At 61.8% G+C, this 26277-nt stretch carries 22 protein-coding genes; 5 read left to right on the top strand and 17 right to left on the bottom strand.

The window, feature by feature from the left end; genetic code table 11:
- Positions 1–13 precede the first annotated feature (13 nt).
- From AC3WOE_RS03980 to AC3WOE_RS03965, 4 genes are read right to left on the bottom strand one after another with little or no spacing between them, the layout of a single operon-like run.
- Positions 14–1237 (bottom strand): Wadjet anti-phage system protein JetD domain-containing protein, encoded by a 1224-nt coding sequence (locus AC3WOE_RS03980; RefSeq protein WP_492688417.1) that lies wholly within the window; start codon positions 1235–1237, stop codon positions 14–16.
- A complete protein-coding gene (locus AC3WOE_RS03975; protein WP_492688415.1) occupies positions 1234–4629 on the bottom strand; it encodes an SbcC/MukB-like Walker B domain-containing protein in 3396 nt (1131 codons plus the stop codon). Before AC3WOE_RS03975 ends, AC3WOE_RS03980 begins: the two co-directional genes overlap by 4 nt.
- Positions 4626–5264 carry a DUF4194 domain-containing protein gene (locus tag AC3WOE_RS03970; protein ID WP_492688414.1) on the bottom strand — a complete coding sequence of 213 codons (639 nt, stop codon included), beginning with the start codon at positions 5262–5264 and terminating at the stop codon, positions 4626–4628. Before AC3WOE_RS03970 ends, AC3WOE_RS03975 begins: the two co-directional genes overlap by 4 nt.
- Positions 5254–6684: a Wadjet anti-phage system protein JetA family protein gene (locus tag AC3WOE_RS03965; protein WP_492688412.1), complete on the bottom strand. Its 1431-nt coding sequence runs from the start codon at positions 6682–6684 to the stop codon at positions 5254–5256. The genes AC3WOE_RS03970 and AC3WOE_RS03965 overlap by 11 nt, the downstream gene beginning before the upstream one ends.
- Positions 6685–6746: 62 nt before the next feature.
- Between AC3WOE_RS03965 and AC3WOE_RS03960 the strand changes: the two genes are divergently transcribed.
- Both AC3WOE_RS03960 and AC3WOE_RS03955 read left to right on the top strand, forming a co-directional pair.
- A complete protein-coding gene (locus AC3WOE_RS03960) occupies positions 6747–7610 on the top strand; it encodes a BrxR family transcriptional regulator (RefSeq protein WP_492688411.1) in 864 nt (287 codons plus the stop codon).
- 158 nt (positions 7611–7768) lie between these two features.
- Positions 7769–7906: a hypothetical protein gene (locus AC3WOE_RS03955; protein ID WP_492688410.1), complete on the top strand. Its 138-nt coding sequence runs from the start codon at positions 7769–7771 to the stop codon at positions 7904–7906.
- Positions 7907–8010: 104 nt separating this feature from the next.
- On the opposite strand, the gene AC3WOE_RS03950 is transcribed toward AC3WOE_RS03955, so the two are convergent.
- From AC3WOE_RS03950 to AC3WOE_RS03935, 4 genes are read right to left on the bottom strand one after another with little or no spacing between them, the layout of a single operon-like run.
- Complete coding sequence (locus AC3WOE_RS03950) at positions 8011–8400, bottom strand: diacylglycerol kinase (RefSeq protein ID WP_492688409.1); 390 nt, start codon at positions 8398–8400, stop codon at positions 8011–8013.
- Between the two features lie 16 nt (positions 8401–8416).
- The gene (locus tag AC3WOE_RS03945; protein WP_492688407.1) at positions 8417–8953 is read right to left on the bottom strand and encodes a hypothetical protein; all 537 of its coding nucleotides are present in this window, start codon (positions 8951–8953) and stop codon (positions 8417–8419) included.
- 38 nt (positions 8954–8991) lie between these two features.
- Positions 8992–10671 carry a phosphoethanolamine transferase gene (locus tag AC3WOE_RS03940; protein ID WP_492688406.1) on the bottom strand — a complete coding sequence of 560 codons (1680 nt, stop codon included), beginning with the start codon at positions 10669–10671 and terminating at the stop codon, positions 8992–8994.
- Positions 10668–11351: a phosphatase PAP2 family protein gene (locus AC3WOE_RS03935; protein ID WP_492688405.1), complete on the bottom strand. Its 684-nt coding sequence runs from the start codon at positions 11349–11351 to the stop codon at positions 10668–10670. Before AC3WOE_RS03935 ends, AC3WOE_RS03940 begins: the two co-directional genes overlap by 4 nt.
- A 241-nt stretch (positions 11352–11592) precedes the next feature.
- Between AC3WOE_RS03935 and AC3WOE_RS03930 the strand changes: the two genes are divergently transcribed.
- Positions 11593–11934 (top strand): hypothetical protein, encoded by a 342-nt coding sequence (locus tag AC3WOE_RS03930; protein ID WP_492688403.1) that lies wholly within the window; start codon positions 11593–11595, stop codon positions 11932–11934.
- Between the two features lie 132 nt (positions 11935–12066).
- Here the strand turns inward: AC3WOE_RS03930 and AC3WOE_RS03925 are convergent, their stop codons facing one another.
- The 9 genes from AC3WOE_RS03925 to AC3WOE_RS03885 form a co-directional block, all read right to left on the bottom strand.
- Entirely contained in the window at positions 12067–12672 is a 606-nt protein-coding gene (locus AC3WOE_RS03925) for a hypothetical protein (RefSeq protein ID WP_492688402.1), read from the bottom strand.
- A gap of 167 nt (positions 12673–12839) precedes the next feature.
- Entirely contained in the window at positions 12840–14339 is a 1500-nt protein-coding gene (locus tag AC3WOE_RS03920; protein ID WP_492688401.1) for a PIN domain-containing protein, read from the bottom strand.
- A 72-nt stretch (positions 14340–14411) separates the two neighbouring features.
- Entirely contained in the window at positions 14412–15971 is a 1560-nt protein-coding gene (locus AC3WOE_RS03915) for a hypothetical protein (RefSeq protein ID WP_492688399.1), read from the bottom strand.
- Between the two features lie 103 nt (positions 15972–16074).
- Positions 16075–17061 (bottom strand): AAA family ATPase, encoded by a 987-nt coding sequence (locus tag AC3WOE_RS03910; protein WP_492688398.1) that lies wholly within the window; start codon positions 17059–17061, stop codon positions 16075–16077.
- A complete protein-coding gene (locus tag AC3WOE_RS03905) occupies positions 17051–19000 on the bottom strand; it encodes a hypothetical protein (RefSeq protein WP_492688397.1) in 1950 nt (649 codons plus the stop codon). Before AC3WOE_RS03905 ends, AC3WOE_RS03910 begins: the two co-directional genes overlap by 11 nt.
- Positions 18997–19512: a hypothetical protein gene (locus AC3WOE_RS03900; RefSeq protein WP_492688395.1), complete on the bottom strand. Its 516-nt coding sequence runs from the start codon at positions 19510–19512 to the stop codon at positions 18997–18999. The genes AC3WOE_RS03905 and AC3WOE_RS03900 overlap by 4 nt, the downstream gene beginning before the upstream one ends.
- Before the next feature lie 987 nt (positions 19513–20499).
- On the bottom strand, positions 20500–21558 hold the full coding sequence (locus AC3WOE_RS03895) for a PepSY-associated TM helix domain-containing protein (RefSeq protein WP_492688393.1): 1059 nt from the start codon (positions 21556–21558) through the stop codon (positions 20500–20502).
- Complete coding sequence (locus AC3WOE_RS03890; protein ID WP_492688392.1) at positions 21558–23675, bottom strand: TonB-dependent receptor; 2118 nt, start codon at positions 23673–23675, stop codon at positions 21558–21560. Before AC3WOE_RS03890 ends, AC3WOE_RS03895 begins: the two co-directional genes overlap by 1 nt.
- A gap of 655 nt (positions 23676–24330) precedes the next feature.
- The gene (locus AC3WOE_RS03885) at positions 24331–24726 is read right to left on the bottom strand and encodes a BPSL0761 family protein (RefSeq protein ID WP_492688390.1); all 396 of its coding nucleotides are present in this window, start codon (positions 24724–24726) and stop codon (positions 24331–24333) included.
- Between the two features lie 313 nt (positions 24727–25039).
- Here AC3WOE_RS03885 and AC3WOE_RS03880 point away from each other — a divergent pair, with 313 nt between their 5' ends.
- Positions 25040–25564 (top strand): hypothetical protein, encoded by a 525-nt coding sequence (locus AC3WOE_RS03880; protein WP_492688389.1) that lies wholly within the window; start codon positions 25040–25042, stop codon positions 25562–25564.
- Positions 25561–25938, top strand: a complete 378-nt coding sequence (locus AC3WOE_RS03875; RefSeq protein ID WP_492688388.1) for a hypothetical protein — start codon at positions 25561–25563, stop codon at positions 25936–25938. Before AC3WOE_RS03880 ends, AC3WOE_RS03875 begins: the two co-directional genes overlap by 4 nt.
- Positions 25939–26277 lie beyond the last annotated feature (339 nt).

Genomic DNA, 26277 nt, shown 5'->3' with positions numbered 1-26277 from the left:
TCGCCCTGGCGCCTCATGACCCGAGGGTCGGCAAGGCTGCGCGCATGCCTTCCTGTTCATACGCGAGCTTGCGCTCGTCGACGAAAACCCGCTCCCGATCCCACCCCCGCGCCAGGCAGATCCGGCGAATCGTCCGGAGTTCGGCATCGTCCAGCGCCTTGCGGGCGCCCTCGCCTGCTTCGTTGGCCTCTTTGTTCAGCTCTCCAGCCATGCCGTACAGCATGAGTGCCCGCCCCTCATCCTGGCAGGCGGTGGCCAGCCGGTTGGCGATCCGGAACCCGCCGGCATCGATGTCACCCCAATGTCGGACGATGGCGGCATCCGGTAGCGCCCTCAGCATCAACCGGTAGATCCGCAGCCACGAGGGGCTGGGCATGCCCGCTGTGTAGATCAATGCACATCGCCGGTCCGCCAACGACTGACGAGCGAGCTCGTGGAAGGTGGACAAGTTCTCGACGGTCAGCAGTGTGTCGATCTGTCCCAGCGGTTCAACCCCGTCGATATGCGTTGGCGACAGGCCAAGGTACGGCCGACGGACATCCAGGGCGTCCCCGCCGTAGATCACGCGGACGCTCCCCGCCATCAGCACCGTGGACGGAAACTTGACGATGCCGAGTTCGCCACAGATCTCCTCGTCACTGCGCGAGGCGCCGTCCATGCCGCCTTGAAGCAGGATGTCGAGCATCGGCCAAAGCGCCTCGAGACGTTTGCTGTCGTTGAACAGCGATACGCTGAGTCCGCGATGTGGGAGATCGACGTCGCCGCTGGCACGTCGGTGGAGGATGACGCGACAGGCTTCCTGCCAGTCGAGCACGTCCGCGGCACTCGTCCGGCGCACGAGCACGCCTGCCTTCCACGCTGCAAGCACCTGGTGCAAGACAGGAAACTCTCCCACCAGGTGCTTCACGGAGGCAGTCGCTGAATCCACGACGGCCCACCTTGGCGGCACCTCGAGGAAAGCAGCCAGCTTGTCCGCATTCACCAGGGTGATGCGAGCAATCTGCCGCTTGTCGCCGCTTCGGGGATCCCACTGAATGTCGATGGCGCGCGCCCGCTCAGCCAGCCCCAAGTCGGCGTTGCATGCCACGCGATCAGCGCTCGTCGCGAACTCGAAATACGCCCGCAACTTCGATTCGGAAAACGGTAGCGACAGAGCCTTGCCATCGGTGCCATTGGCCCAGGCGGTCTCAGCCAGGGCCAGGAGCTTAAGCAGCGCGCGCTCGGCGACCCCGTTCATTCGCCAACCAGGGACAACTGCTGCACCTTGGCATCCAGTAGATCCGGGTGCCGGCTGGGCATGTCGCTCTGCAGCAGCTGCCTTGCCTGTTCATTCACTCCAATCCAGTGAACGAACACATCCGGCCCGAAGCGTGTCAGGTCGTAGTACGAGTCGAGCACCGCCGTCAGCTTGCTGGTGTCTGCATCGGGCCCCGCCATCACCAGCTGCAGGCCCAGCGACTTCAGGAACTCGGCCGTGGCTACGGTGTTCTGGGCATCCATGCCGTAGAACGCCTCGTCAAGGATCATGATGCCGGCGCCCTTGTGCCGGTCGCCTTGCTGGATGCGATAGGCCGAAGCGAGCGATGCGCCGGCGATAACGTAGAAGGGCACACGGTGCTCGCCGTTGGAGGCCTTGCCCATGCGCTGGCTCAGCCTGTCCACCTCCCGGCCATCGACCATGATGGCAAGGTCGAAGAGGTAGAAGAGCCGGTAGTCCGAAATGGGGTTCTTGCCCTTCGCACCGCCCAGCTCCGCCTCCTTGAGCATGCTCAGCACTTGGCTCTGCAAGGTCCCCGCCCCGAACATCGCCTTGGTGCCGTCCTCCGATTGATTGACGATGAGGTCGTAGAGCGCTGCGTATTGCGGGTCGACCGACGACACGAACTTGTAGCGCTCGTTGTTCGAAAACGTCGGGCACGTTGCCAGGATCTTGTTGAGGTCTTTGATCTCGCGGTCGATGCCGCGCAGTGCCTCACGCAGGCCGAACTTGATGTCCGATTCAAACGCTGCTTTGGCGGCTTCCTCTGCGGCCTCGGCCTCGGCCTTGTAGTCCTGCAGAGTCGAACTTCGCAGCTTGTCGCTGAACGTCTTGATCCAGCCGGCCGCCTGGCGCCAATCATTTCGCTCCTCGACGAGGCCCATCGAATGCTCGTTGATGAACGCAATGAACTGATCGCGGATGTCCGGCACCAGTTTGGCAATGGATGCTGCGGCCTTGTTGCCCTCGGTGACCAGCGCGCCAAGCTCCTGTGCCAGACCATCCGCGCCGGCACGGTAGACCTGGTCGACGCGCGACGCCGCCAGATCCGGGTCGTAGTCAGGATCTGCCAGCGCTACGTCATGCTGAGCCGAGACTTCTGCCAGCAACTGGGTGGCTTTGCCCAAGTCGACCGTCGCCTGTTCGATCTTCCCTCTCACGATGGTCAGGGCTCGATCGGCCTCTCCAGATCGCTCTTGCGCCGCTGTATGAGTATCCCGCGCCTCGTCGACAGCCGCCCGCATCTGGAGCAGCCGTTCGGACGGCGCCTTCGTTGCCGCTTCGAGCGCTGCAGTGGCTTGGAGTTGTGCCGACTGGTTGGCCAACAATGCGGACCGGAACGCGTCCTCGGTGACCGAGCGAACGGCTTGGCCGACTGCCCCCAAAGCCACCTGAGCCTGGTTCTTCGCGGCGAGGGCTCGGCGTTCGGCCTCGGTCGCGGCGATTAATTCGCGCCGCAAGCTCTCCCGATCGTCTAGCGACAATTCGACGCCGAGGAGGAAATCGCCCGATTCAATGAGCCGCATGCGCTTCGTCACGCCACCCGTGCTCAGCATGCCGTCTTTGGTCAGCGACCGCGGGTTCTTCCGCAGCTCCTCTTCCGTCTGCACCGTCCTCATGGTGCCGTAGAGGAAGTTGACGAATCCCTTTGCCACCGGATCCTTCGATTCGAAAAGCGCGGCGACAGTCGAAGGCACCGGCGCTGCACCGATGTACGACTGGAAGTGGTCCGGCTGAATGACCGCAACCTCAGGGATCTGGTACTTGCGAACAAGGCCGATCGCGTCGTCCTCCCTCTTCTCATCGACAAGGATCGCGTACCGCGTGCCGCCCATCAGCGTCTCGACGGCTTCTTGCCAACTGGTGTCCTTCAACGTCAGCACGCTGGCCGCGGTGCGACAGCCGATGCCCTTGTCGTCAAAGAGCCTCAGTGCGGCCGCAATGTTCTCGTCCTTGATGTTGCGCCCTTTGGCCGCCGAATGGAGCTTGTTAGCCACGGCCGTCTTCGCCCGCTCCGCCCGAGCAAGTTCGGCCCCACGGGTCTTCAAGAGCCCTTCCAGGCTGACCTGCGATCGCCTCAGCAACTGCAGCGCTTCTGAAACCTGACCTGCGTCAGGTCGGATGTTCCTGTTGCGCCGCGCGTCCCAAGCCTTGAGTGCCTGATAGGCCGCTTCATGGACGTCGCGATCGGCGGCCTCAAAGGCGATCACAAGTTGCTGGAGTGCATCGGCGATCTGGAACTCAAGCTGCTCCACCTCGCGCTGAGCGGAAGCACTTGCGTTGGCCATGGCCTGTTGAAGCTGCCTTGCCTGTTCTGGCTGGCTGGCCTCCGGATCGCGATTGAGCGCGCCCAACAGTTCCTCGTAGGTCCTGAAAGTCGACGCCACGTCGGCTTTTGCGGTCTCTAGCGCCTTGGCACCGATCGCCGCCTGGCCGCTGAGACTGTCCTGAAGCCCGGTCAATCGGGCCACCTCGGCATCCGACGACTCGACCAGGAGCGCCAGCCGGACGGCTTCGACGACAGCTTTGGTCTTGTGCAGGCGTGCCACGTTGTCATACCGGCCCGTCAGGGAGTCGAGCTGCGAAAGCTGCAGGTTCACAAGCGCGATCTGATCGATGATGTTCCTGTACGTCTGCATCAACCGCAGCGTGCTCGACCGGTCGATCTTGGTCGCCTCCACCAGGTTCTGCCGAAGGAAGTCGTTGACGCTCTGGATGTCCTTGAGCTTCAGGCTCTGCCTGAGCGCCTTCAGGAACTTGCGCGGGTCGATGCCCTTCTTCTGGTCGGACAGATGGTGGAGCAGTTCCTCAAGGTAGGTCTCTGGCTTCTTGGTGATCGTGGGTGTTCGGCCCGCCTTGCCCGACAGCTGCCGCGCCTGGGCCGCGAAGAGGTCCCAGTCCATCGGCGCCTTGCCCGTCGCCCCAAGGTCCTCGAGGTGGTGGTCCAGCGTCAACATCACGCCCGGCAGCACGAACAGGCCCAGGATCACCTCGTCCCGCATCTTGGCGCTGCTCTCCATTGCGAGGCCAGCACTGCACGTCTCGCCGGACACCTCATCCTGGAACACCAGCGTGATGTACGAAGTCGCCTCGTCCCGCTTGCGCGTCTGAAGGCTTGCATCTCCATCGCCTGAGCGCATCGTGCCCAGCGCGTAGTCCCGCAGCGAGCGCGCGTTGGCATGCACCGACTGGGCGTTGAACTGCATGCTGTTGCCATTCGCGCCAATCAGCGCGATCTGCACGGCGTCCACAAGGCTGGTCTTGCCCGCGCCGTTAGGACCGATGAACGCAGTGCCGCCGTTGGACAGCACGAAGGTTTCGTAGTCCCAGAACGAGAACTGCACCAGGTGGACCGCGATGAGGTGCTTCATTCGGCATCCCCGCTCGGCTCGACCACGGCATCGTTGGCGGCGGGCATGCTCGCCTTCAGTGCCGCACCAAACCGCCCGATGGCCTGCTCGCTGAGGATTTCGGCGATGCCAGGAAGAATGAGGATGGCATGCGGCTGCACGTCACCGTCCTCCGTATCGACGAGCTTGGCCAAGCCCTGGCGAAACGCCATCTTGCAAAGTGGCTCGATCGACTTGGTCCGGACGTCGATGTCCTGACCCGTCAGCGCCTTGTATCCCTCCTGAAACTCGACCAGCCCCACGTGCGCTTCGCCGAGTTCATTGAGGGCGCCGCCCGTTGCCTGGAGGTGATAGGCATGGCGCAGCGCCAGCAGGAACTGGGTGTCCCTCTTGTCCATCAGCTGCGGCTTCGTCACCTCTTGAGTCACAAAACAGAACTGCCAGTTGTCCTTGAACCCCAAGCGCAGGCCCTGCAGCCCCACGGCGTCCTGGAAGTCGTCGCGGAATGCGCAGATCAGCCGGTAGGCGACGCTCTGGTGCAGAAACCTGGCATAGAGGCATTGCTGCGTCACCAACTGGTGGAGGGCCTGCTGGAAGTCCGCGACGACATAGTCGCCTTCGGTGCTCTCGGCGAGCGATAGCCAGTTACGAGGCATGGGAACCCTTTCTGCGGATCACGAAATCCGGCGCGTCGAAGAGCGGTGTCTGAACTCGGGCCGGAAACGGCAGGAGCTCGACTTCGAAGTCCATCCGCCGAAGCAACGGGTTTTGCTGGATGGCTCGTGGCGCATGCCTGGAGATGGAGCCGATATGAACCAGCGCCAGGAAAGCAACGGCGTCCTCTACCTTGTCGACCGGAAGGCTGTTCGCCGGCAGCGTCTCACCCGGCTTGAGGTGACTCGCCACGTAGGCCTGCAAGACCTTCGGCGAAGAATCCCGGTGCTGGGTCATCTCCCGCCTCAGCAACTGGGCAGCACGCTCCTGCAAGGTCATTTCTCGCTTGCGCATCGGCTGGCGCACTTGCTTGACCGGCGCTGGCGTTGGCAGGCGCAGGCGGGCTTCGGAGACCAAGCCAGCCGGCGTGAACAACGATCCTTCGACGTCGATGCCCAGCGTCTCGGCCCGTTGAAGGGCGCGGATGGTGTCTTCGATGGTCGACTCGATGCGGTCAGTCGCCTTGAGCCTGTACTCAAGGTGGCTGGCGGCGATGCGGCCCGCCTGCTCCATCACCTGGTCCATGCGGTCGATGAACTGCTGCACGTCAATGAGTCGCTCGAAGCGCCGGATGTCGCGGTCCAACATCTGCTCCGGCACTTCGCTGCTCTTGGCAATCGCGGCATAGCCCGCGAGCAGCTCGGCCCGCGCGACCGGATCCGTGGTGACCTGGCTCACCATGTCCAGGATCTCCCCGCGCAGGCGCAGTGGATGGTTTTCCGTCCGCAGGTTCTTGAAGTCCCGGACGTACAACTCGGAAATGTGTTCGCCGAAGAACCGCCTCACGAAGGCCGGGGTCTCGCTCTCGCGCAACAGCTCCTTGATCAGATCTCGCGCGCGCAGGGTGGTGGCGGACAGGGAATGGATCAGCCTGACGCACAACTGGGCCGCGGAAATGAACCCCTGAGCCTGCTCCCGCGGCGACTCGACAACGCTGCGCAACTGGTTGAACACCAACTGCACATTGCCGCCGATCAGTGGCGGGCCATCCTCGACAAACTGGTGAACCGTCTCAAAAAACCGTGCCACCACGGGCCGCATGCTCACGAATACGCGCGCGCCGACCCGGTCCTCGATCAGCCAGCCAGTGCTGACCAGTCGCTCCTGCAGGTTGTTGGCCTGGCTGTTGAGCGGGGTGGTCAGGATCTCGCCGCGCTCTTCGTCTTCCCATTGAGCGTCCAGCAGAAACCGCTCGATTTCCTTGGTGATCTGCTCATGCAGATAACCCTCGGCGTAGGGAGGAATGCAGTCCGGCCCGAAGAACTGCTGGGCCAGGCGCCCGATCAGATCCCACATCCGACGACCGTTCCGCCCAGTCAGCGGACCGAACAGGCCTAGGGGGAGGCGGTCGAAGATGTTCATTAGCTTCTAATATAAGTTATGGTCTAGACTAACTGTCAACATCACTTTTACCGAGGCGACTCATGGCATCAGACGACGTCGTCGAGGAACGAGCGCCAGATCGGCTGGCAGATCTGGAAACCATCCTCCGATGGGAAGGCGAGTTGGACAACGCCCGGATCCGGCAGTTCCTGGGTGTCAAGCCGGTCTGGGCCAGCCGGCTGCTCGCTGAACTCATCGAGCGACTTGGCGCCTTGATCAAGCGGCCCAACAAGCGGGGCCCCATCGTCTGGGCCTCCCCTGCCCCACGTTCCAACCTGAGGCAGTCCCCGGACGCCTACCTGAAGCTGGTTTCGTCCGCGCCTGGGGGCGCCGATGCGCTCTTGCCCTGCCTTCATGACGCCCGGATTGACCTGACCGCCGTGCATCCCGGCGTGTTCTCCTCCGTGCTGCAGGCCGCCAGGGCGGGCACCGGCGTGAAGATCCTCTACAGATCCATGAACCATCCGGAGGGAATTCCGCGAATCGTGTTCCCCCACGCTCTGGTTCGCGCGCCGCGGCGCTGGCACATGCGAGCGTGGTGCACCGAACGTCGCGATTTCCGGGACTTCGTCCTGTCGCGCGTGCAGGCCGCAGAAGGCGTCGATGCGGCACGCCCCCCTGAGGCCGCCGAGGACCGTGACACCGGCTGGACGCGCATGGTGGATCTGCGTCTTGTGCCCCATCCCAGCCTCACAGAGCCCCAGCAGAACCTGATCGCGTCCGAGATGTTCCCTGGCGCCCGTGCCAAGCGCCTGAGGGTGCGACGCAGCCTGGCGATGTACGTCCTGCAGGATCTCCGCGTGGCGGTGGATTTGAAGCGCGATCTGCCACCGGAGTTCCAGTTAGCGCTGGCCTCGCCTGAGGACATCGGCGACCTCTTGCCGGAGGCCAAAAACGGGAGTTAAGCCAGTCCCACTCGGAGATCGCCGTCGGCGGCGCGGCCCGAAATAGAGGCGCGGCTCGCCGTTTCAAGCCCTCTATTTCGAGCATTGTGAGATGAGGCGCGCAGGGGCTAAATCACTGTTGCAGCCACTGTGGCTGTGCAACACGAAAGCATGAACTGATGACCTATCACATCAAGCCTGGCCCCAAGCCGAAGAAGGAAGACGGGACGGACGACCGCCGCCGCCACGTCGACGAGGAGAACTCGAAAAAGCACCCGACGCTGCCGATCCACAAGCACGACCCGAAGAAGAAGTAGCAGGCTGGGCAGATGTCTGTCCATCCAGGGCGACTGCCGTTGCGCAGTCGCCTCTTGCCTATTCCCGGGCACGCTGACTTCCCAGCCACCCGTGGCCGCGAGCCTCAGAACGCCTCGTCCAGGCGCACCCAGATCACCGAGCCCCAGACCAACGACACCAATCCGAGCGAGAGCAGCACGGCCGCGCTGCCCATGTCCTTCGCGCGCTTGGACAGCAGGTGATGCTCGAACGAGATGCGGTCGACCGTCGCTTCGATGGCCGAATTGAGCAATTCAACGATGAGCACGATCATCAGCGAGCCGATCATCAGCATGAGTTGCGCCCAGTCGCTCGCCAGCCATAGCGCCAGCGGCACCAAGACGATCGCTAGCACGACCTCCTGGCGGAACGCGCTCTCGCCCTTGAAAGCGTCGGCCAGGCCTGACATTGAGTAGCCGAAAGCATGAGCGATCCGGTCCAAGCCTGTGCGGCCCTTGTGGGGGTTGGTGATCATGGCGTTAAGGATGCTTCTACCGATTTATCGCCCGCAGCAGATCCTTCTGAAACCCGGTCACGACCACCTTCACCGTGACGGGATCCAGGCTGGGGTTCTGCCAGTACCAGCCGTGCTTGCCTGAGAACGGGGCGACGAATGTCCCCGACGCCTGCCGCCGCTTCGCGCCGATGGCATACGCCGTGTAGGTCTCAGTCGATTCAGCCGGTTCGCCATGCATGTCCATCAGCAGGTCGGCAGTCGCCGTCCACTGGAATACGAACCCTTGGCTGGCATCAACCTGAGTCCTCACCTGAACACCCTTCCCGGGAGCGATCGTCAGGGTCAGCGTGTCTGTGCGCGGCGGAACCGTTGCGGCCGCTAGCGGAGTGCCGTTGAACCTGTGGCCTGGTTGGTTGCCAAACAGCGCCGCAGACTTGTCCGAGAGCGTTGCGCCGGGTGACCGGTCGGGCTCCGGCGCCTGCCCGCTCGCAGAGAGTGCCGCCATGGCTATGAGCCCAACGAGGGCGACGCGGGTCCTTCGATCTAGGTTCATCTGGTTCTCGCCCTTCATATGCTTCTCAAGCAGACCAACCCAGGATTCACCAGCCATCAACGGCATCCGGCGAGCAGGTCATGTGCGGGCTGGTAGACGTCTGCTCGCGCACCGACCCATCCCATCACGGTGTGGAACAGGTTGTCGTGCGACGCAGACCGGTCACGCAGGGCCGCCAAGCACCCGGGCTTCAGTGAGCGGTCGAGGTCCCCGCCGGCAGGCACCCACAGAATCATCGGTACCTGGGTTTGCTCACGCGGCGCCATGGCGTAGGGCATCCCGTGGAGGTAGAGCCCGTTCTCGCCCAGCGATTCACCATGGTCGGACACGTACAGCATCCCTGCATCGAACCTCTCCGACTGCGTCTGCAGCCAGCCAATCGACCTGGCCAGAAGCCGGTCGGTCGTCGCGATGGTGTTGTCGTAGCCGTTCACGACTTCCTCCCGCTTGCATTGCTGCAGCGCGTTGCTTTGGCATTCCGGCCTGAAGAGCTCCAGATCAGTTGGCGACCGCTTGAAGTAGGCCGGCCCGTGGCTGCCCATCTGGTGCATGACCAGCACCAGGCCGCGCTGGAGCCGCTGCGGATCCAGCGTCGCGATGCGCTTGTCCAGTTCGTGCAGCAGCGCCTCGTCGAAACATTCCGACTCGCCCATCGCATCCCTGGTGCACAGCATCTCGGGCAGAGGCTTTGCACCCTCGGGGAGCTTCGACGTCGGACTGTTGGGAACCCGGTCGCACAATCCCTTGCAGCCACTCTGGTTGTCCAGCCAAAGCACAGCCAAGCCGGCGCGCTGGAGAACGTCCAATAGGTTTTCCTGAGTTCCCTTGAGATCGACGAAGCGAGACCGCCCGAGCGGCGAGAACATGCAAGGCAAGGAGGCGGCGGTCGCCGTGCCGCAGGACGTGACGTCGCGCATGCTGACCACGGGCAACTTGGCCAGTTCCGGATTTGTCTGGCGCCCGTAGCCATTGAGGCTGAAGTTCATCGAGCGCGCGGTTTCGCCGGCGACCAGCAGCAGCAGCGGTGGCTTGGTCCCTTCCGGCCGCGGCAACAAATGGGCATCCGCGCCGATGACCTCTGGTGGGCCACCGGGCGCGGCCTGGCTTCGTACGGCCGCGGCCGTGACCGAGTAGACGGCATTCAGCGGTGTCACCATGTATCGCAACGACTTGTGGTTGCGCATCGTTGAGGACAGGTCCGCAAACACCGCCAGCGCCAAGGCCACCATCACCGCGAGCCCCAGGAAGAGGCTGGCCAGGTTGCCACCCACCCGCTTGAGGAGAGGCTGGCTAGGAGCCCTGGCCTGCATCCACAGCCAGGCAGCCGGCACGAGCCCGATGACCAGGACGGTCAGCAGTAGCCGCAGGCTCAGAAGATCACGCGTCTCCCGGACGTCCGTTTGGACCAGGTTCACCACCATCGTCGGATCGAAGACGATGCCGTAGCTGTGGATGAAGTACGCCAGCGAGCCGGATGCCACCAGCAGGACGGTCAGCACCGGCCTGATCAAACGCGGCCAAGCCAGAAGGCTCAACAATGCGCCGGTCGCGGCCGTCACCATGCCGGCGAAGGCCACGATGAACACCAGGCCGCGCGCTCCGCTGAGATCCGGAAGCGTTTGCAGGTGCTTCCACAACGGCCAGTTCGCGACCAGCCCCATCCACATCGCCGAGATCCAGACCTGGGTGAGCGGTCGCGACGGATCTGGATAGAGCCAGTCGACGACCCGCTTCACGGGAGGACCTCGCGTGCAGGCTGGCCATCGAGGCGCTTCCGGTCACGCCACGCCTGCAACCCATGCCAGCTGATGACGCTGACCGTCCAACAGATAAAGGCAGTCCACAGCGAATGGCTCAAGTAGTGAGCGCCGCGCATCATCTGGACCCAGGCGAGCAACGCGCCGCAGGTGATAACAACCGCAAGGAAGAGGCGGGCCGCGCGTGGCACATGGTCCCTGATCGCAAACCAGCCAGGTAGCAACGCGAACGCTGTCGATGCATGCCCAGACGGAAAGCAACCTCCGGGGCCGCCGTCCTGCGATCCGAGCACCCAATGCGGGACGTACCGCGCGAACTCGCCGCCGAACTGGACCAGGGACCACGGGCAGCTCGTGGTGCTGACGCGCTTCATCAGCGGGATCAGTGCGACGCAGACCAACGTCGTCAGGATCCACCAGATGCGCTCGCGTCTGGGCACCTCCGGGAGCAGCAACCTCGGACGCCAGACACTCGCCAAAAGCGTAAAGAAGAATGCCCAGCCGACGAGCCTCGCCCCGTCATGCAGGACTTTGGCCGTCAGCCAATGATCGCGCCAGGCAAAGCCCTGCTCCGTCGCATAGAGGCGCACCAGCGGCAGGTCCAAGCGAGACCACTCCCACAGGGCGAGCGCGGCCAGGCCCATCAGCAGGACCAACACGTCTTGCTGCGCCCGGTCGATGGAGAGTGGTTTGGCCGCGGGAGCGCCAGGGCGGCTAAGGGGATGGGCCGATGGCTGGGCCAGAGGGTCTGGAGTCACGAACACAGGTGAGCCGTTCAAAACGGCGCGCAGTGTTCAAGGCGGTGCCTTAAGGAACGCTTAAGGTCCGGCGCAGGGCCGGGCTTGTCAGCTCAGAAGGCACGTTGGGTGGAAGATTGACTACTGTCACAAAGGAGAGCCATTGCTTGCGCACATCCCCGCCCGACTTCGCGAAGTCATCGACCACCGTGTGTTCGAGTTCGCCCAGGCCGCCCAGCGCCACTACAAGTCCAACGACCTGGTCGTTTTGCTGGATCTGAGCGACGGCGATCCGTCGTTTGAGGCGGTTCCTCGCGAGCGTCTGGCGCAGGCCGCGGCGCTTGGACCCGAGATCCAGAGCAAGTTCGCCAAGCCGGCGAGCGAGTTGAAGGAACTCCTCGGCGCTCCTGAACAGTCTTTCTGGTTCCTGGTCATCTTCGAGGACGGCGACACCACGGCCGGGGCGATCAATGCGTCGATGCTGGCTCCTGGAGGCACAGCCTGAGCCTCTTCGAGCGGGCATCCTGCGAAGGGCAAAAGTTGCCGTCCAAGCCCCTGCCCTCAATGCTCGACGCTACCCGGACTTCGGCGCGCAAACAGCAGCGTTTGCTGCTCTACGGGCCTTCGGGACTTGGAACTATTCGTCGACTGCCTCAGCTGGAGGGCCTTCGTCCAACGCTGATTGGACGGCAGCCTTGATGAAGCTGGAATGCAAGATAGTTCCGCTAGTAGCCATCCTCAATTCTTCGATGGCCTCCTGTAGAAGCGCCGCATGGTCAGTCAGCGTCTGCTTGCCAGGACCACGTGAGGCCCCCTTGATAAACCAGTTCTTGTTGTTGCCAAAGAACTTGTAGTGCAGCAGTTCCCCAAGCATGCCGTGAATCTTGGCCAACCGAGGGGTCACTGGCGTGTAATGTCCTGAGAACGCCAAAGCGCCCGAGCCTTCTTCGGCAATGCGAATCCCCTGGACCTTGTCCGCATCGGGGTTCAACTTCTTCAGTTGTTGCATCAGCTTGGTCGCCACGTACGCTGACGTGTCTGACGGCTCCTGCTTCAACGAACGGAGCGCGGCGTCGATGTACTCCTGAAGTCTTGCCTCGATGCCGTATCGGAGCTCCAGGGCCGCGTAGAAGAAGCGTGCGACGTCGCCCTCATCCTGGAACGCTTTGAGATGCTCTTCCGCCCTCGCAAGGTAGGACCGAGCAACCGTTGAATATCTATGGAAGGGTGGTTCGTCGGTCATGGTGCATTCTGCTCGGAACGATGCAGGGCCCAATCAACTAACGCGATGGACACTTGCACAGGCTGCCGCAAATAGCTCGGATTGGCTCGCCGCGGCATCAGCCGGCGACTGAGCAATGGCGCGAGGTAGCGACCCACTTATCCCTGGATGGCCAGCGCCATCAGGTGTCACTCAGTAATTGCCAGGCGATAGCGAGACGGGCCTTTGACGGCAGCGACCATCGCGGTGGCATACGTCAGACACGAGACCGGGTTGACAGTGATCGACACCGGCAGGTTGATTCTCACAGGTTGAGTCAGGTTCGCCGCATGCACTCCGAACTTGACTACGCCTGAATGAGTGCCGGGATTGGTGTGGAACCACAACTCGAAATCGAAGTCTTCGGCCCTTTGTCCGTGACGCCACTGATCGCACGAGTACACGATCCGCTGCAGTGGCGCCCCGCGACTGCCGACCTTCAGATAGAACGCGTTGGGATCCCTGAGTTCCGGTGGTTTGTAGACGTGCGGCAACGTCACCTTCGAATCCACCAGGGAAGAACTGCTTCGCTTGATCAGCGAGGCCATGGAGGAGGCACCCTTTCCGATCGCCCTTGTCTCGGGGGCTCGGGGAGGATTGGCAAGTTCGGTGCCCCTCTGGTAAGGCGAGCGTTCCGGTTCGTCGTCAGACTTTCTCTTGGGTAGACCAATCCCGAACGGCCCTTCGAACTCAGCGACGACCAACGCATCCTCTGCAGGTCGCGATCCCACGTTCTCCACGGTGACGCTGATCTCCGGCCATGCCAGTTGCTGCTGGAGCGCCTTGGGAAGGTTCGTCAACTTCGCTCTGCAATCTTGCAGCCATTCGTCGTACCGCTTGCGGTAGTGCTCGATATCCGCTGGTGCCATCGGCTGCATGCCCGCCTCCACTGGGATCGCCAGGGCGGCAAGGTCCAAAGGACCCTTAGGCACATGCTGCTTCGGCTGGGCCTCGAAGAAGTTTGTCACGAGCGGGTGATCTTCCTGCAGACGGGTCATCAGGCTGTCGACTTCTTCCGCAGTCAGCGGTTCGTACTTGTCGACGCTGATCTCTAGCCGGCTACCCTGGGGCTTCTTCAACGTCACTTTGAAGTTGGGCTCCTGGCGTTTGTAGAGGTCCAGCTCCGCCTTCAATACGTTGGCACGCTTGGTCGCTTCGTCCTCCTCCGGCGGCAGCAACCATTCGGAGGGTGTTGACTGGAACTGCACGCCGACGGTCTTGGCGCTGAACTTGGGGCCGCTGTCGTCTGTCAAGAGTTTGACGACGGCGTCGGGATGCACGTTCTGGTATCCAAGCACGATGCCTACGAGTTGATCGTCGTGCTGCTCATAGTCCAGGCTGTCTGGCTGCGGCTTCTCTGGGCGCAGCAGCAGATCGAGTCGCAGGTGCACGACAGGTTTTCCGTCCCGCACTCTGTGCCGGTGATCCTCGCAATCCAGCAGAAGATCGATCAGGCTGGCAGCAGCTCGAGCTCGAGAGGCCTGCCTTGAGTTTCCTTTTCCCTTCAGTGAGTCGATCTCCTTCTGCACTGGCCTCGTCACAACCAGTTCGATCTCGTCGAAATCGCCCATGGCCGCCCAACTCAGCTGGTCCAGCGGCTTGCACTGAAGAAAGACGTTGGTGTCAGGGAAAAGGTAGAGAGTCTTCAAGGGCGGCGGTGAATGCTGTGTTGGCTGAATTTTGCCCACCCTAACCGGATCACCGCGTGAGCCCGTGGCAGCTCAATCAGCTAAGCCAGCTGGAGATGGGTCACCAGGGCTGCACATTCGCGACCTGAGCACAGCCGGCACCGGACTGGCGCGGACAAACTTGTCGCTCGGCCACTCCAGCTCACTGGCCACCTCGATTCGCGTGACCGCAGTCTTCAGCGACTCGAAGTGTGCCGCGGAGAACGAGTCTGGCGCCAAGCACACTCTCGGCATCCCGACTAGCACATAGCCCTGCCCGTTTTCCTCAACAAACAAGGCGTGGTTCATGAAGTCGATGTGCAGGACGGCCTCGCAGGACGACGTGTTGATACCGCTCAAACCGGCGCTGGCTTCGGCAAGTGAACCAGTGCCCTGCTTCGCCAGCGCATCCTGCTGACGATGGCGCAACGACTGTGACAGTCTCGTCTTGACCCAGAACTCGACCATGAGATCCAACATCCGCACGGTCGCCGGGTCAGTGGGCGGGGGACGCTTGGTCTCGATGATCCTGGAACGGTAGAGCCATTTGCCAACCGCTTGCTCCGGATTGCTCCACGAGAACCATGGTGCCGAACGTCGACCTCGAAAGCTGTCCGCCATTCGCATGGAGGCAAGACGCTCGATCAACCGCACCGCAGGACAGGTTTCGAGGCCGCTGACCGACAAGATGTCGTGCAGGATCTCTGACGAGCGGCCGGCTTCGCTTCGATGAGGCCAGATGCTCTGCCACCGGTAAACGCAAGCACACAGCAACCGAATGCACTGGGAATGTTCGACGCAACCCGCGCGGATGCCCTTGCGCATCTCTGCGATCCACGGTGAGGAGCCGCCGGCGGCAAGGTTGGACTCCAGCCTGGCTGCGACCAGGGTCGGCAGATCAGCTCGGCTCAAAAGCGTCTGCACGGCCGAGGACCGCAGCGGAAGCGCTACCCTGACGAGCTCAAAGTCCTCGGTGCCCAACAGTGCTGCCGTCGAAGGTGAGATGGCCCCGTGTCGCGTTGTGGCCGACAGCGCGAGCACCCGGAGTCTCGCACTGTCGCTCCCCGAGATCTGCGCCCCCTTTTGAAGCGCTAATCCCCCCATCTTGTTGGCTCGGCATACCACACCGACGTCCCTGAGAATTTCTGGCACCAAACCAAGGTAGTCCCGTCGTGAAAACGCGTCCCATTCCCACGGGTCGGTACGCTGGGGCCACTCTGCGGTTGGCCCAAACCAATTCGAATACAAGAATCCGAGCGACGCCAAGCCGCGAGGTGCCGCTTTCAGTTCAGTCCGATGCCTGAAGCATCGATTGAGCCAAGTCAATTGATGAAGAGTTGAGTGATAGCCCTCGGCCATGCAATCACTGCAGAAATGGAGCCTTCTGGCCTTAGGCTCGGCGTGATCCAGAAATTGATCCAAGCCGGCTGGAATTGGAAGCTGTCCCGACAACCTCAGCAGCTTGGGGCTCTCCGCAGTTAGTGATTGGAGTTTTTCCAGGCGGGATGTTGTCAGTGTTGCTGACTCATTAAAATCACATCCCATCAATTTGACGAGCCTTGGGAAGAATTGCTTCGGTCGTTCCTCTGAGATGAAGCAGAGCTTGACCGCCATGGACGCAAGCGATTCGTAAGGCCGCACGATATTGGGCAGCCAAATGAGTTTTTCGGCTGAGCCTTCTTCATCATACCTCGCGCGAGACATTATTTGGGCTTCGCTATTGGTTGATGATTGAACTCGGATACTCGGAATTCCTGATGCAAAGATCTAGCATCTCATTGGAAATCTGCAGATCAACCTTGTCTATCAGCGCCATGTCCGAAAGCAGGAAGGCGATAATTTCTACGACGTGCCCAATGCCAATTTCAACACCCGTCGCTTGCTGTGACGCCGATGCTTGTGCGCATATTCTTTCCCACAGTCTCGGAACGATTGTCGCCAGCGAGAAGCCTGCGTCAACCGCTATAGGAACAAAGCTCGCAACGACTGAATTTCCGTTCACCTCTATTTCTGCCTCAAATTTTGTGATGAACGCCAAAAGCTCTTTCTCCGACCGGATGCCGGGAAAGCGAATCACGCGTTTTGCAAAGCGCTCATACAGTTGATCTGCATCGATCGGTTTCGCTTCCAATAGCTGTGATCGCAGCGACGCCAGTCCGGGCTGACCAATCAGCACGACCATCAGCAGCGTCTTCCTCTTTTTCTTCAGATTGCCAATGAGCTTGAGCAACTCGTAGTCGTCAAGCTTCATCTCTTGCGCTTCGTCAACTACTAAAATGAATGACCGAGCTTTTGAACGAGCTGCCAGATTTGTGAAGTGCTTCGCGAGTTGATCCATTCGCTTCACAGAATTCCGGGATGGCGCTTCTATTTTTGCTTCCGCGACCATCATGTCCAAGAAGGCGGTAGGCGACTTGAATACTTTCTTGTCAGGGGTTTCGACAGACAACCACGGGACGACGGTTCCGAGTAATTTCGGAAGCTGCAACATTGCCCACTCGATTCCCAACGTCTTCCCAAACGTTGTGAACGCGGTGACGATGATTCCCCGCCAACGTCGCTCGAGCGCCAGGACAATTGTTGCGAGCAACAGATCAGCTCCCGGATTCGAAATCAACTGCATCCCTTCATTCCGAATCCGCTGAATGATGCTGGATTGCCACTCGCTAAGTTTTGGCTTCTTGGCTGATTCGTCACTGGTCATCGTTCCGCTCCCTCGAAACTGACCCTAGTGCCGCAATTCGCTGAAGCAATTCTTCGTCGAACTGGAATTGGGTCGGTAGCGGCTGCGGGACCGAAATCCGAGAAGGCACGGAACTCTTCTTGCCTTCTTTCACCTCGGTGCCAGGTGTTCGTTCTGAATCAATTTCGGGCGGTTGGTCCGTCGGGGTCTGGCGCCGCAAGTCAGCGAGCAAACTGGCATCCTTCGAGGGTGAATTGCGCCTGCTGCCTTTGGTCACCGCGACTTTCTGCTCCGCACGCTCCAGCGCCGACAGGTAGTCAGGATGAGAGTCCTGGCCGTTGTCGGCCTTGGTTATGGCGTAGCGCCGCGACGCCGCAACCAGAGAGGAATACAGAATCGGATGATCCCCGTTCCACCGCTTCTCGGCAGTCACGAAGCCATGGTCGACACCTTCGAAGTAAAGCTGTGGCGCTCGGATGTCTTGCCTGTCGATGTGCAGTTGCACCACGGTCTCGGGTGCAAAGCTGTTCAGCGCTCCTCCACGCCAGGTCCCGTGATGATGGACATAGTTCCCAGTGGCACTTGCTCTGACTCTTAAGTTGACGACGATGACGTACAGCGGTGGCGCATTGGGAAGCGGAGGTGGCAGCGTGCGCACCATGAAGTTCTTGTCGAACTTCAAGTAGTTCTCCAACTGCTCTAGCCCGCTGGGACCACCATGACGCGCCCCGTTGAAGTCCGCGAAGGCCACTGAGAGCAGGTCGAGCAACTCGGCTTCTTCGATATGTTGATCGACCGCGACTGTGAAGGCATGCTCTCTGCGCGGATCATCCGGCCCAGTCCCCAGCGTCGCTGCCTCTTGATGGACGTGCGTGGTGTCCATGATCGAGAACGTTCCCTCCATGGTGTGCCGCACGATCCAACGGTACGCCGGTCCCAGGTTCAACGAGAACCCATGTGCCCGGCGAGCGCTGTGCGTGAACGAATAAGCCTTATGTGCCAGCGCCCGGTCGGCCATCAGTGCTGAGAATTGGGCGCCAATGAACTCCGGGAAACGTCCCGTCGGCATAGCCGCACCGACTGCGTATTGAGCATTACCGCTCTTGATTCGCCTGGGAGTCCATCTCTGATTGAAGGTGATGAGGAAGTCATACATATCTTCCTCTGAGACCACCTTGTGATAGAAAACAATGAATCCCCAGACAATTGGATAACAGGCGTCCCGAGCCGCAAGAATCGTAATATCAGAAGTAGGTATCCACAGCACGGTGCCCCTCGCATCGACCACCCGGACGGTGCGGACGAAATCGATTTCACACTCGTCGATTTGAATGAAGTCGAGTGGGCGTGCAAATCGCATCAGCGGATTGAGTGCGGTTGCGCCAATCGCTTCTGCCGCTGTGGCCAGCACGCTAAGCTTGGGTGCAGCTGCCTTCTTCAAATGCCTTCGAAATGCTTCGGCACCAAGGTCTCTGTTCTTGAGTGGATAGTTCGTTTTCGTATATCCCGGTCCGTTCTCAGTGTCCTTCAGAAAAGGAACAACTACATTTCGCCAATATTTCGCGCAATTTAGACGCTTGCTCTCTTTTGCCACCGAAAAGACTCGAACCATAAAAGCGGCATGCTCGGGCTTGAGCGATTCCAGCCAATGTTCAAACTTCCCAGCGCTCGTCTTACTCGACGCCCTCTTCTTCCGCTTTTTTACTTGCGACCATCGTTTGCAGACGCGGTATCCCCAGAGTCTGCCATCTGCGTGCCGCTCGAGCGCCGCGCGAAACATTTGGAGCACATCTGATCGATTTACATGGTGAGTGGCTTCTATATATTTGATCGGTTTGCCATCGATATACTCGCTTAGGGCGTTATATCTATCGGTTTGCCGCCCAGGCTCTGGAATTACATCGACAAGCAACGCAATCAGTGACGCCGAAACGTTTGTTCGAGTGAGCCCTTTTGTCAAGTTGGCCTCACCACATTGACCGAAATGTGTGTCAGCCAACCCAGAGGGCGGCTTTCAAGATTGGTGGAGATTGATCCGACAATGTGCAAACGGAGCACAGCGCTCACAAAAACTGCATGGTTGCCGCGCACCTGCTCGAACATCTGTTTAAGCGTGCGCACCTGTCCGTCAGCGCTGATCCTTAGAATTGCCGATTCTTCGTGGGCCGTGCTATGAAACCACGTGGAAGCCAAGTAAGCGACGGCGCCCATGTTGCTAACGCCAATTTCCGGTTCCGGCAGGTCATCAATAAAACATTGACGATGGCGCCTGGAAGTGGATTTGTCTGAACGCCTGCGGTTCCGTTCGAGAACCTCCAGCAAGTACTGATCACCGGCCCTGGGTTTCACCCAAAACTGCCATCGTGGCGTGGGTGCATCTTTGCGCTTACGAGGTCGGCATGCGTCTCGCAAATAATTGAATCTTTCGATTGTGGGATCTAACTCAAGCGCATGGCTAACAATCCAGTCCATGGCGGACATTAAAATGATGGACTGGATTCCAGACTTATATGACTCCGTGATCCATTGATCGCCAGAGCTGGTAAGTGCTTTGGCCCATCCGAGTTTGGAAGGCGCACCGGGACTCGCTGCTTGCTTCATCGTCGCGACCTAAGCGCGGGATCGACAGGCAAAAGCATTCCCGTGCCTTGACTACGTCGCGTTTTGAACGTAGGATCAAAGCAGGTCGAAACTTTTGTGCAGGAAGGGTCGATCAGCAACGGAGCGGTCGTGGTTGGCGGGCTCCGTTTGCGCTTTCAAGAGTTGGACATCGTTCCACGGTAGCCGTTCTGGCGCCGATAGATCAAGCCTTTTCTTCAAATGCGCGCAGTCCTCCAGGAGGCTGCGCGCTTATTTTTTGCGTCTCCGCCGGCCTGAGTTCTGGCGTGTATATTCGGTCGTAGCTAGCAAACTTGCTAGGTATGAATGTCCAAACTCCGAAGCGTCAACAAAAGTTTGAGTTTTGTGCGCGCAGAAAAGTTTGCTTTTTGCGCGTGAAACGGCTGCGCGAACTTAATGCCGTGCTCCCCTGGCGTGGCTAGGCTTCCATTGACGCGCGACAGGGGTCGAAGCGCACCTTGGGGTGTTCAGGAAGTTGGCTTCTTGTGCGCGTCAAGTCTGCGAATGTTGTTGGTACGCGCGTGCGCCCCACGCACCAATTCATGCGGCCGCTGGAAGACTTGGCAGGTTTGGCAGCCGCGGAGCGACTGATCGTGCGCGGCAAGCACCGCCGAATCTTGTTGGCACTGTGCAGCGGTTACGAGGAAGTTGCCCTTCTGCGCTGGCAGCGGAAGTTGGCGTCTTGGCAACGTGCAGCGAGCTCAGAGGGGCCCTTCTCCCCGTAGAGACGTCGGTTGCCTTGTTGGTCTCTTACGCCTGCCGCCTCATCGCGGCTATGCAGGATCGTGGGGCAATCACCGACAGCCAATACACGGCTTATGCGGATCAGTTGATGGCGGATCAGCGTCTCAGCCACCACAGCAACAGCCCGGTCATGCCCGTCGCAGCCAAGGCGATACCAAGCACGGCGTTCACCGCCTCAAGCGCGAAGCCGCCGAGTTCGCCTGTGTGCAGCGGGTAGATGACGCTGTTGGCGCTCGCCCCGGGGTCCAGCTCGTTCCAACGGTCGGCCCGCAACACTGCGCCGGTCAGCGGATGCATCCAGACCGAGGTCAGGCCGTTGGGATGCGGGTCGTCGGCCAGCATCAGCCGCACGCGCACCGGCTTGGCCGCACCTGCGGGCAGCGCGATGTAGCCGACGGGCGCGCCGCCGAAGCGGGCCATCGCCGTCGCGACCAGGGCATCCAGCGGGGCGGGCTGCAGGGCCGTGTCGCCGACTTTGATCTTGGGCGGGGTCCGCGGCGTCTGCCCTGCCATCGAGGTCACCGCTTGGGACAGCGGCTTCCAGGCCATGTAGGCCCCGCTGGCAACCGGCACAGCGATCAGCAGGCCGAGCAGAGCGCCGGCGGTGCGGTGCAGGTCGAACAGCCCGCGCAATACGCCGCGATCCAGTGTCAGCGCAAAGGCCTGCTTCCAGCGTTTGGGCCACCACAGCACCAAGCCGCCGATCAACAGCACCAAATAGGCCAAGGCCAGCACGGCCAACAGCGGCTTGCCGGTCTCGTTCAGCAGCAACGAGCTGTGCAGCTCGAAGACGAAGTTGAATAGCCCCTCACGTTCGCCGCGGCGGCCCAGTTCGCGGGCGTCGCGCGGGTCGAGGTAGATGAAGCCTTCCCACGCCTTTCCGCGCACCGTCGCGCGCAGACTCTCACCAGCCTCGCGCGGCGGGCGCAACACGAAGGACGCTTCAGGCCCGAACTCGGCCTGCAAATGCCGGCGGGTGCGCTCCAGCAGGTCCAGCGCGGCCGGGCCGGCCGATACGCTGAATAGCTCGGCGTTGAGCCAACGGTCCAGCGGCTTGAGCACGACCAGGATGCTGCCCAGCAGCGCAACGACGATCAGCGGCAAGGCCAGTGCAAGCGCGAGCCAGCGGTGCAGCTTCAGCCAGAAGCGGCGCATCAGAAGCTGCGCCGCCAGCTGACGGTCAGCGTGCGGCCACGGCCGGCGAAGTAGTCGTCGTTGGTGCCGGCCGGGTTGGCCTGCGAGTAGTAGCCGACGTACTGGCGGTCGAAGAGGTTCTCGATGCCGACGCCGAAATCGCCCCAGGCCGTGCCATGGGTGGCCGCCAGGTCAGCCAACGTGTAGCCATCGAAGTTCTCCTCCAGCCGCGACGTGCCGACCATGCGGCCGGTGTTGATATGGCGCGAGGCCAGCCGCGTGGCCTGCAGGCGCACGTTGCCCTTAGGCGCGAACTGCCAAGCAGCGGCCATCACCAGCTTGTCAGGCCCCTGCGAACGAGCGCCCAGGCTCACGTCCAACGGTGCATCGGGTTGTGTGGCCGTCTTGCCGCGGGTGCGGGCGTAGCTGGCGCTCAGCGTCCAGTCCGCCAGCGGCTTGACCTCGCCGTTGAACTCCAAGCCCTTCACCTGCACCGGCACGCGCAGCACGCCGCCAACACCGGTGGCCGCGTCGACACGGATCTGCGAGCCCAGCTTGGAGCGCGAGTCGTAGACCGAGGCCGAGAAGCTGCCCAAGCGGCCGCGCCAGGCCAGGCCCACCTCGCGGTTGTCGGTGACGACCGGCTCCAGCGAGATCAGCTTGTCCACCGACTGGTTGGCCGTATTGACCGCACGCAGCACCAGGCCGACGTCGGGCACGCCGAAGCCCTCGTTGTAGGCCACGAAGGTGGACCAGCCGCCACCCAGGCGCCAGACCGCGCCCAGGCTCTTGACCCACTGGCTGAAGCTGCGCTCGCCGCCCTGCACGGCGGTGTTCTTGTAAAAGGCCAGCGTCTGGTAGCTGTCGACCTTGAGGTTGGCGCTCTCGCGGCGCGCACCGCCGCGGATGGTCACCGGGCCCAGTTCGTATTCCAGCTGCGCGAACGGTGCGGTGCTGGTGAACTTCAGCGGCGGCACCCACGTGCGGTTGGTCAGTGCCAGGCACTGCTGGGACGTGTCCTTCAGCCAGTCCAGGCCGGCGGTGAGCTCCAGGCCTTCGACGAAGAGGTCGGGCCGCACCCAACTCAGCTTGACGCCGGCCTTGTCGGCGACCACCTCGGACTGGTCGATGAGCTGGCCCTGCGGCGCGATGCGGGTGTCCTGGAAGGTGGTCGCAGCTGTCGCGCCGTAGAGGGCGGCGAAGTCCTGCTTGTAGACCTGGGCGCGCGCCTGGCCGCCGGCCAGATCGGCGTGGCTCCAGTCCAGCGAGACCGTGCGCACGTCGTTGCGCGGCGGGCTGCCCGGCGGCGTGCCAGGCGTGGCGCCGGTGAGCTGGCCGGTGGCGCGGTTGCCGGGCACCGGCTTCCAGTCGCCATCGCCTTCGAGGCGGAAGTTGTTGAACGAGAACTGCAGGCGCTGGGCGCCGAAGTCGTGGCCCAGCTTCAGGAAGATGTCGTCGGCGCGCGAGTCCTGCGTGTCGCCCTGCACGGCCTCCAGGCCGAGGCGGCGGCCGTCGCCGTCCACGCCCACGCCGCGCAGCGTCGCGCCGACGTGCAGCAGCGCGTCGAAGTTGCCCTTGTGCTCCAGCGTGTAGGCGGCCTTCCACAGCGCGTCGTCGCTGTGGCCCTGGGTGCCGTACTTCAGCTCGACGCGCTGGCGGGTGCCGGTTTCGCGCGGTGTCTTGGAGATGAAGTTGATGATGCCGCCGGTGGCGCCGAGGCCCTGGGCGGCGGAGGCGCCGGAAATGACTTCGATGCGCTCGATCAGCGAAGGGTCAGCGAAATACCCCTCGCGGGCGCCGTTGCGCAGCGGGTTGCTCTGCGGCACGCCGTCGAACAGCAGCAGCGCCGTGCGTCCGCGCATGGATTCACCGAAGCTGGTCATCTTCTGGCGCGACGGTGCATAGGAGGGCGCCAGCACGGACAACACCGCGCTCAGGTCCTCGGCGACCAGGGTTTGCGTCTCGATCTCCTGGGCGGTGATGACCGATACCGCGCCGGGAATCTTGTCGATGGCCTTGGTGCCGCGGGTGGCGGTAACGACGACGCGCTGCAGTTGCGGGTCGGCGGGCTGCTGGGCGACAGCGGGAAGCACAGAGAACAGAGCAAGGGCGAGCGGGCTGAAGCGCAGGGAGGTCACGGTTTGGATTTCGAAAGTGGGGGGCACTGCCGGAGGAGCGCTCGGCTCGATACAAAGCAATGTTAATTCATAATGCGAATCAATCTCATTTGCATGTTTCGCGTCCCCCGATTGCCGCGATGTACTCCGGCCATTTACGTGTGGAATGGCCGCGGCCCGGGACACGGTGACCGTTGGCCGGCAGCGTTCCGTGCAGGATCCTGGGGTTCAACGGCTTGGGGTGATGCCTGGGCCTGGGGAGCCGCTACGTTTGCCCGTCGCCTGATGACCTGGTCGGCCGTGCGCCGCCGCTGAGCCGCCCTGCCGGCGCAATCCGCACTTGGTCCTGCCTGCAGAGTGGGGAGCTGCTTGGTCTGCACGCTCCTCATGCGCTGCTAGCCTGACAGGCCTGCCGCCGATCTGCCGCAGACCCTGGCGCACGCCGCTGCCTCCGCGTGCAAGCTGCCCAGCCTGGACCGCATTCGTCCGCCTGCTTCCTAGCCGAGCCCGTCTTCGTGCCCGCCACCAAGCTCCAGTGCGCGGATGCCGCTGGAGCGAGGCCCGGCATTGGTCAAGAGCAGTTGGATATCTGGCAAGCCAGCGGAACTCGAACCTGCGCTGCGGTGCTCGCGTCGCGCATGCCAACTGCACGGATTCCGCCGGCAAGCAACAACTGTCAGTCCTTCAACTCTTGTCGAAAGGCACGCAAGGGGTCCAAGAACGAGGGCGCCCATCTTTCGGACCCTGCACTCCCCTCAGGAAGCCATCTCGCTTCAGGGAAATGTCGCTCCGCAAAATGCGCCCACCTCCGCAGTGGGTCGTCGACCTGAAGTGTGCTCTGCAGGACCACCAACATGAGCCGCCCAGCTGCAAACGCCACGCCCCACGCCGCCGTGGGAATATGAGTCGCGCCTTCCAACCAGACGGTGATGTCCGTCTCGTGCGGGAAGCCCTTGAGCGCAGCCTGCGCGCCGCACCTGAGATCCATAGACAGACGCTGCTCTTGCGTCACGGTCTCGAGTAGCTCGCGCGTTTCGCGTAACGATCGCAAATATTCTTCTTGTGTCGACATGCCTCCATTTTTCGAGAGTCGCGTGCTCGCCGCTTTCGGACACCGCTTTTCCCAATATTGCACTCGGAAGTTTGAATTCCGATTTGGCATGCCAACGGAACAGTGCTACCTCGTGGCGACGCACATCAGCGTGGAGCTTCTCCCAGCAAACTAGCCCAGATCAGGCGGTATTCCGAATCTGAATGTTTACCTGATCGCATCATGCTGGCACTGCACACCAGTGCTTGGTGTTTCAAAGGCGGTGTCAGAACATTTGGACATCGCTTCCAACCTCGCAGCGCCGACTACTCACTACCTCGGCGCACGAGCTTTCATGTTCACCACCTATCCACCCTATGAGTTCCCCATCCCACCAGGCCTGGCCCATCCTGACGCGCGCTGTTGGCGCGTAGTGGAACTATCTCTGCACGCCCCGTGGTTCCTTCTGTCGGTTGAGGTGCCTGATGGCGAAGCCGGGATGAGCTTCGTGCGCACCATGATCTTTGGCTGGGAGAGCGACCTCATCAGCTTCATACCCACCGTGGACGCTGGGGAGATCAAAGGGTTGGTGTGCATGGTTCCCGGCTGGAAGGCGCCATGTGGTCAATGGACCTCCCGAGAAGTTCGCGAGGTCTGGCTCGCTAGCGCTGGTGATGGACACCAGTTCCTGCAACTGATCGACGCGGATGGTCAAGCGCTAGATGTAGGCCTGCCGACTGAACCAGATACCGCTGTCGCTGATCGTCAGTTGCTGCTGAAGTTCAAGCCGCGCCGCCGGCGGCAGGCCGCCGCCCGCCGACTCAGGAACTCCGCGCGAGCAGGCGCAAAGCATGCATGGACAGCTGATCAGTCAGCATGATCTTCTTCGTGAATGAGCCTGATCCCCCGCCTGTCGAAGAACAGGCGACAGTGGAGGTTCTGTCGTGGCGCCTCTTTCAGGCGCCCGCCGGCGCTCTTCACTTGATGACGTACCGCGATGGACAAACTGTTCGGGTCACGTCGCCCGTCAGCGCCGTGGACCTGAAGCGACGCACCCTAGCTACATCGTCGGGCCGCCTTTACAAGCTCCTTGCTTCGCCCGAAGAGGACCGTATGGCCGTCGCGCTGCTGCGCGCCAACGCCATCCGAGTAGGACTCCTGGGAGCCATTGACGTGAGCGACGACGCCTGGACAGAGTTTCTCGGCCATGTCGTCGCCCGTTCGCTTTTCCGCAGCAGCGCCGGGCTTCAGTAGCTACTTTCGTGTGTAGTAGCTACTTCAACACCATGCAGGACGCACGGCAAGAACCGTCCTCGCGAGGGCTACACCGCGCAGTAGCAGTTCTTGCCTGCGCGGTTGGCGCGAAATCGAAGCTCGGTTCGCGGGCTGATTGATCGAGCGAGCATTCGGTTTCGACGACGAACGGCCGATCGAGATGGCCAGTGAGCCTGCGGCCTCTCGCCGCTGAGACGATGCCTTTCGGCGTTCAGGCGCACGGGGGTCGCGCCATCGTCGACAACGGACGGCTGATGCCGCTCGAGCGCAGGCGGTCTCTGCACAAACGTACACTCAATCGCACTCACACTAATTCAT

Source organism: Roseateles sp. FW305-36, assembly GCF_058787015.1.
Note: the sequence above shows the minus strand (reverse complement) of the source record. Positions and strands in the feature narration are given on the sequence as shown.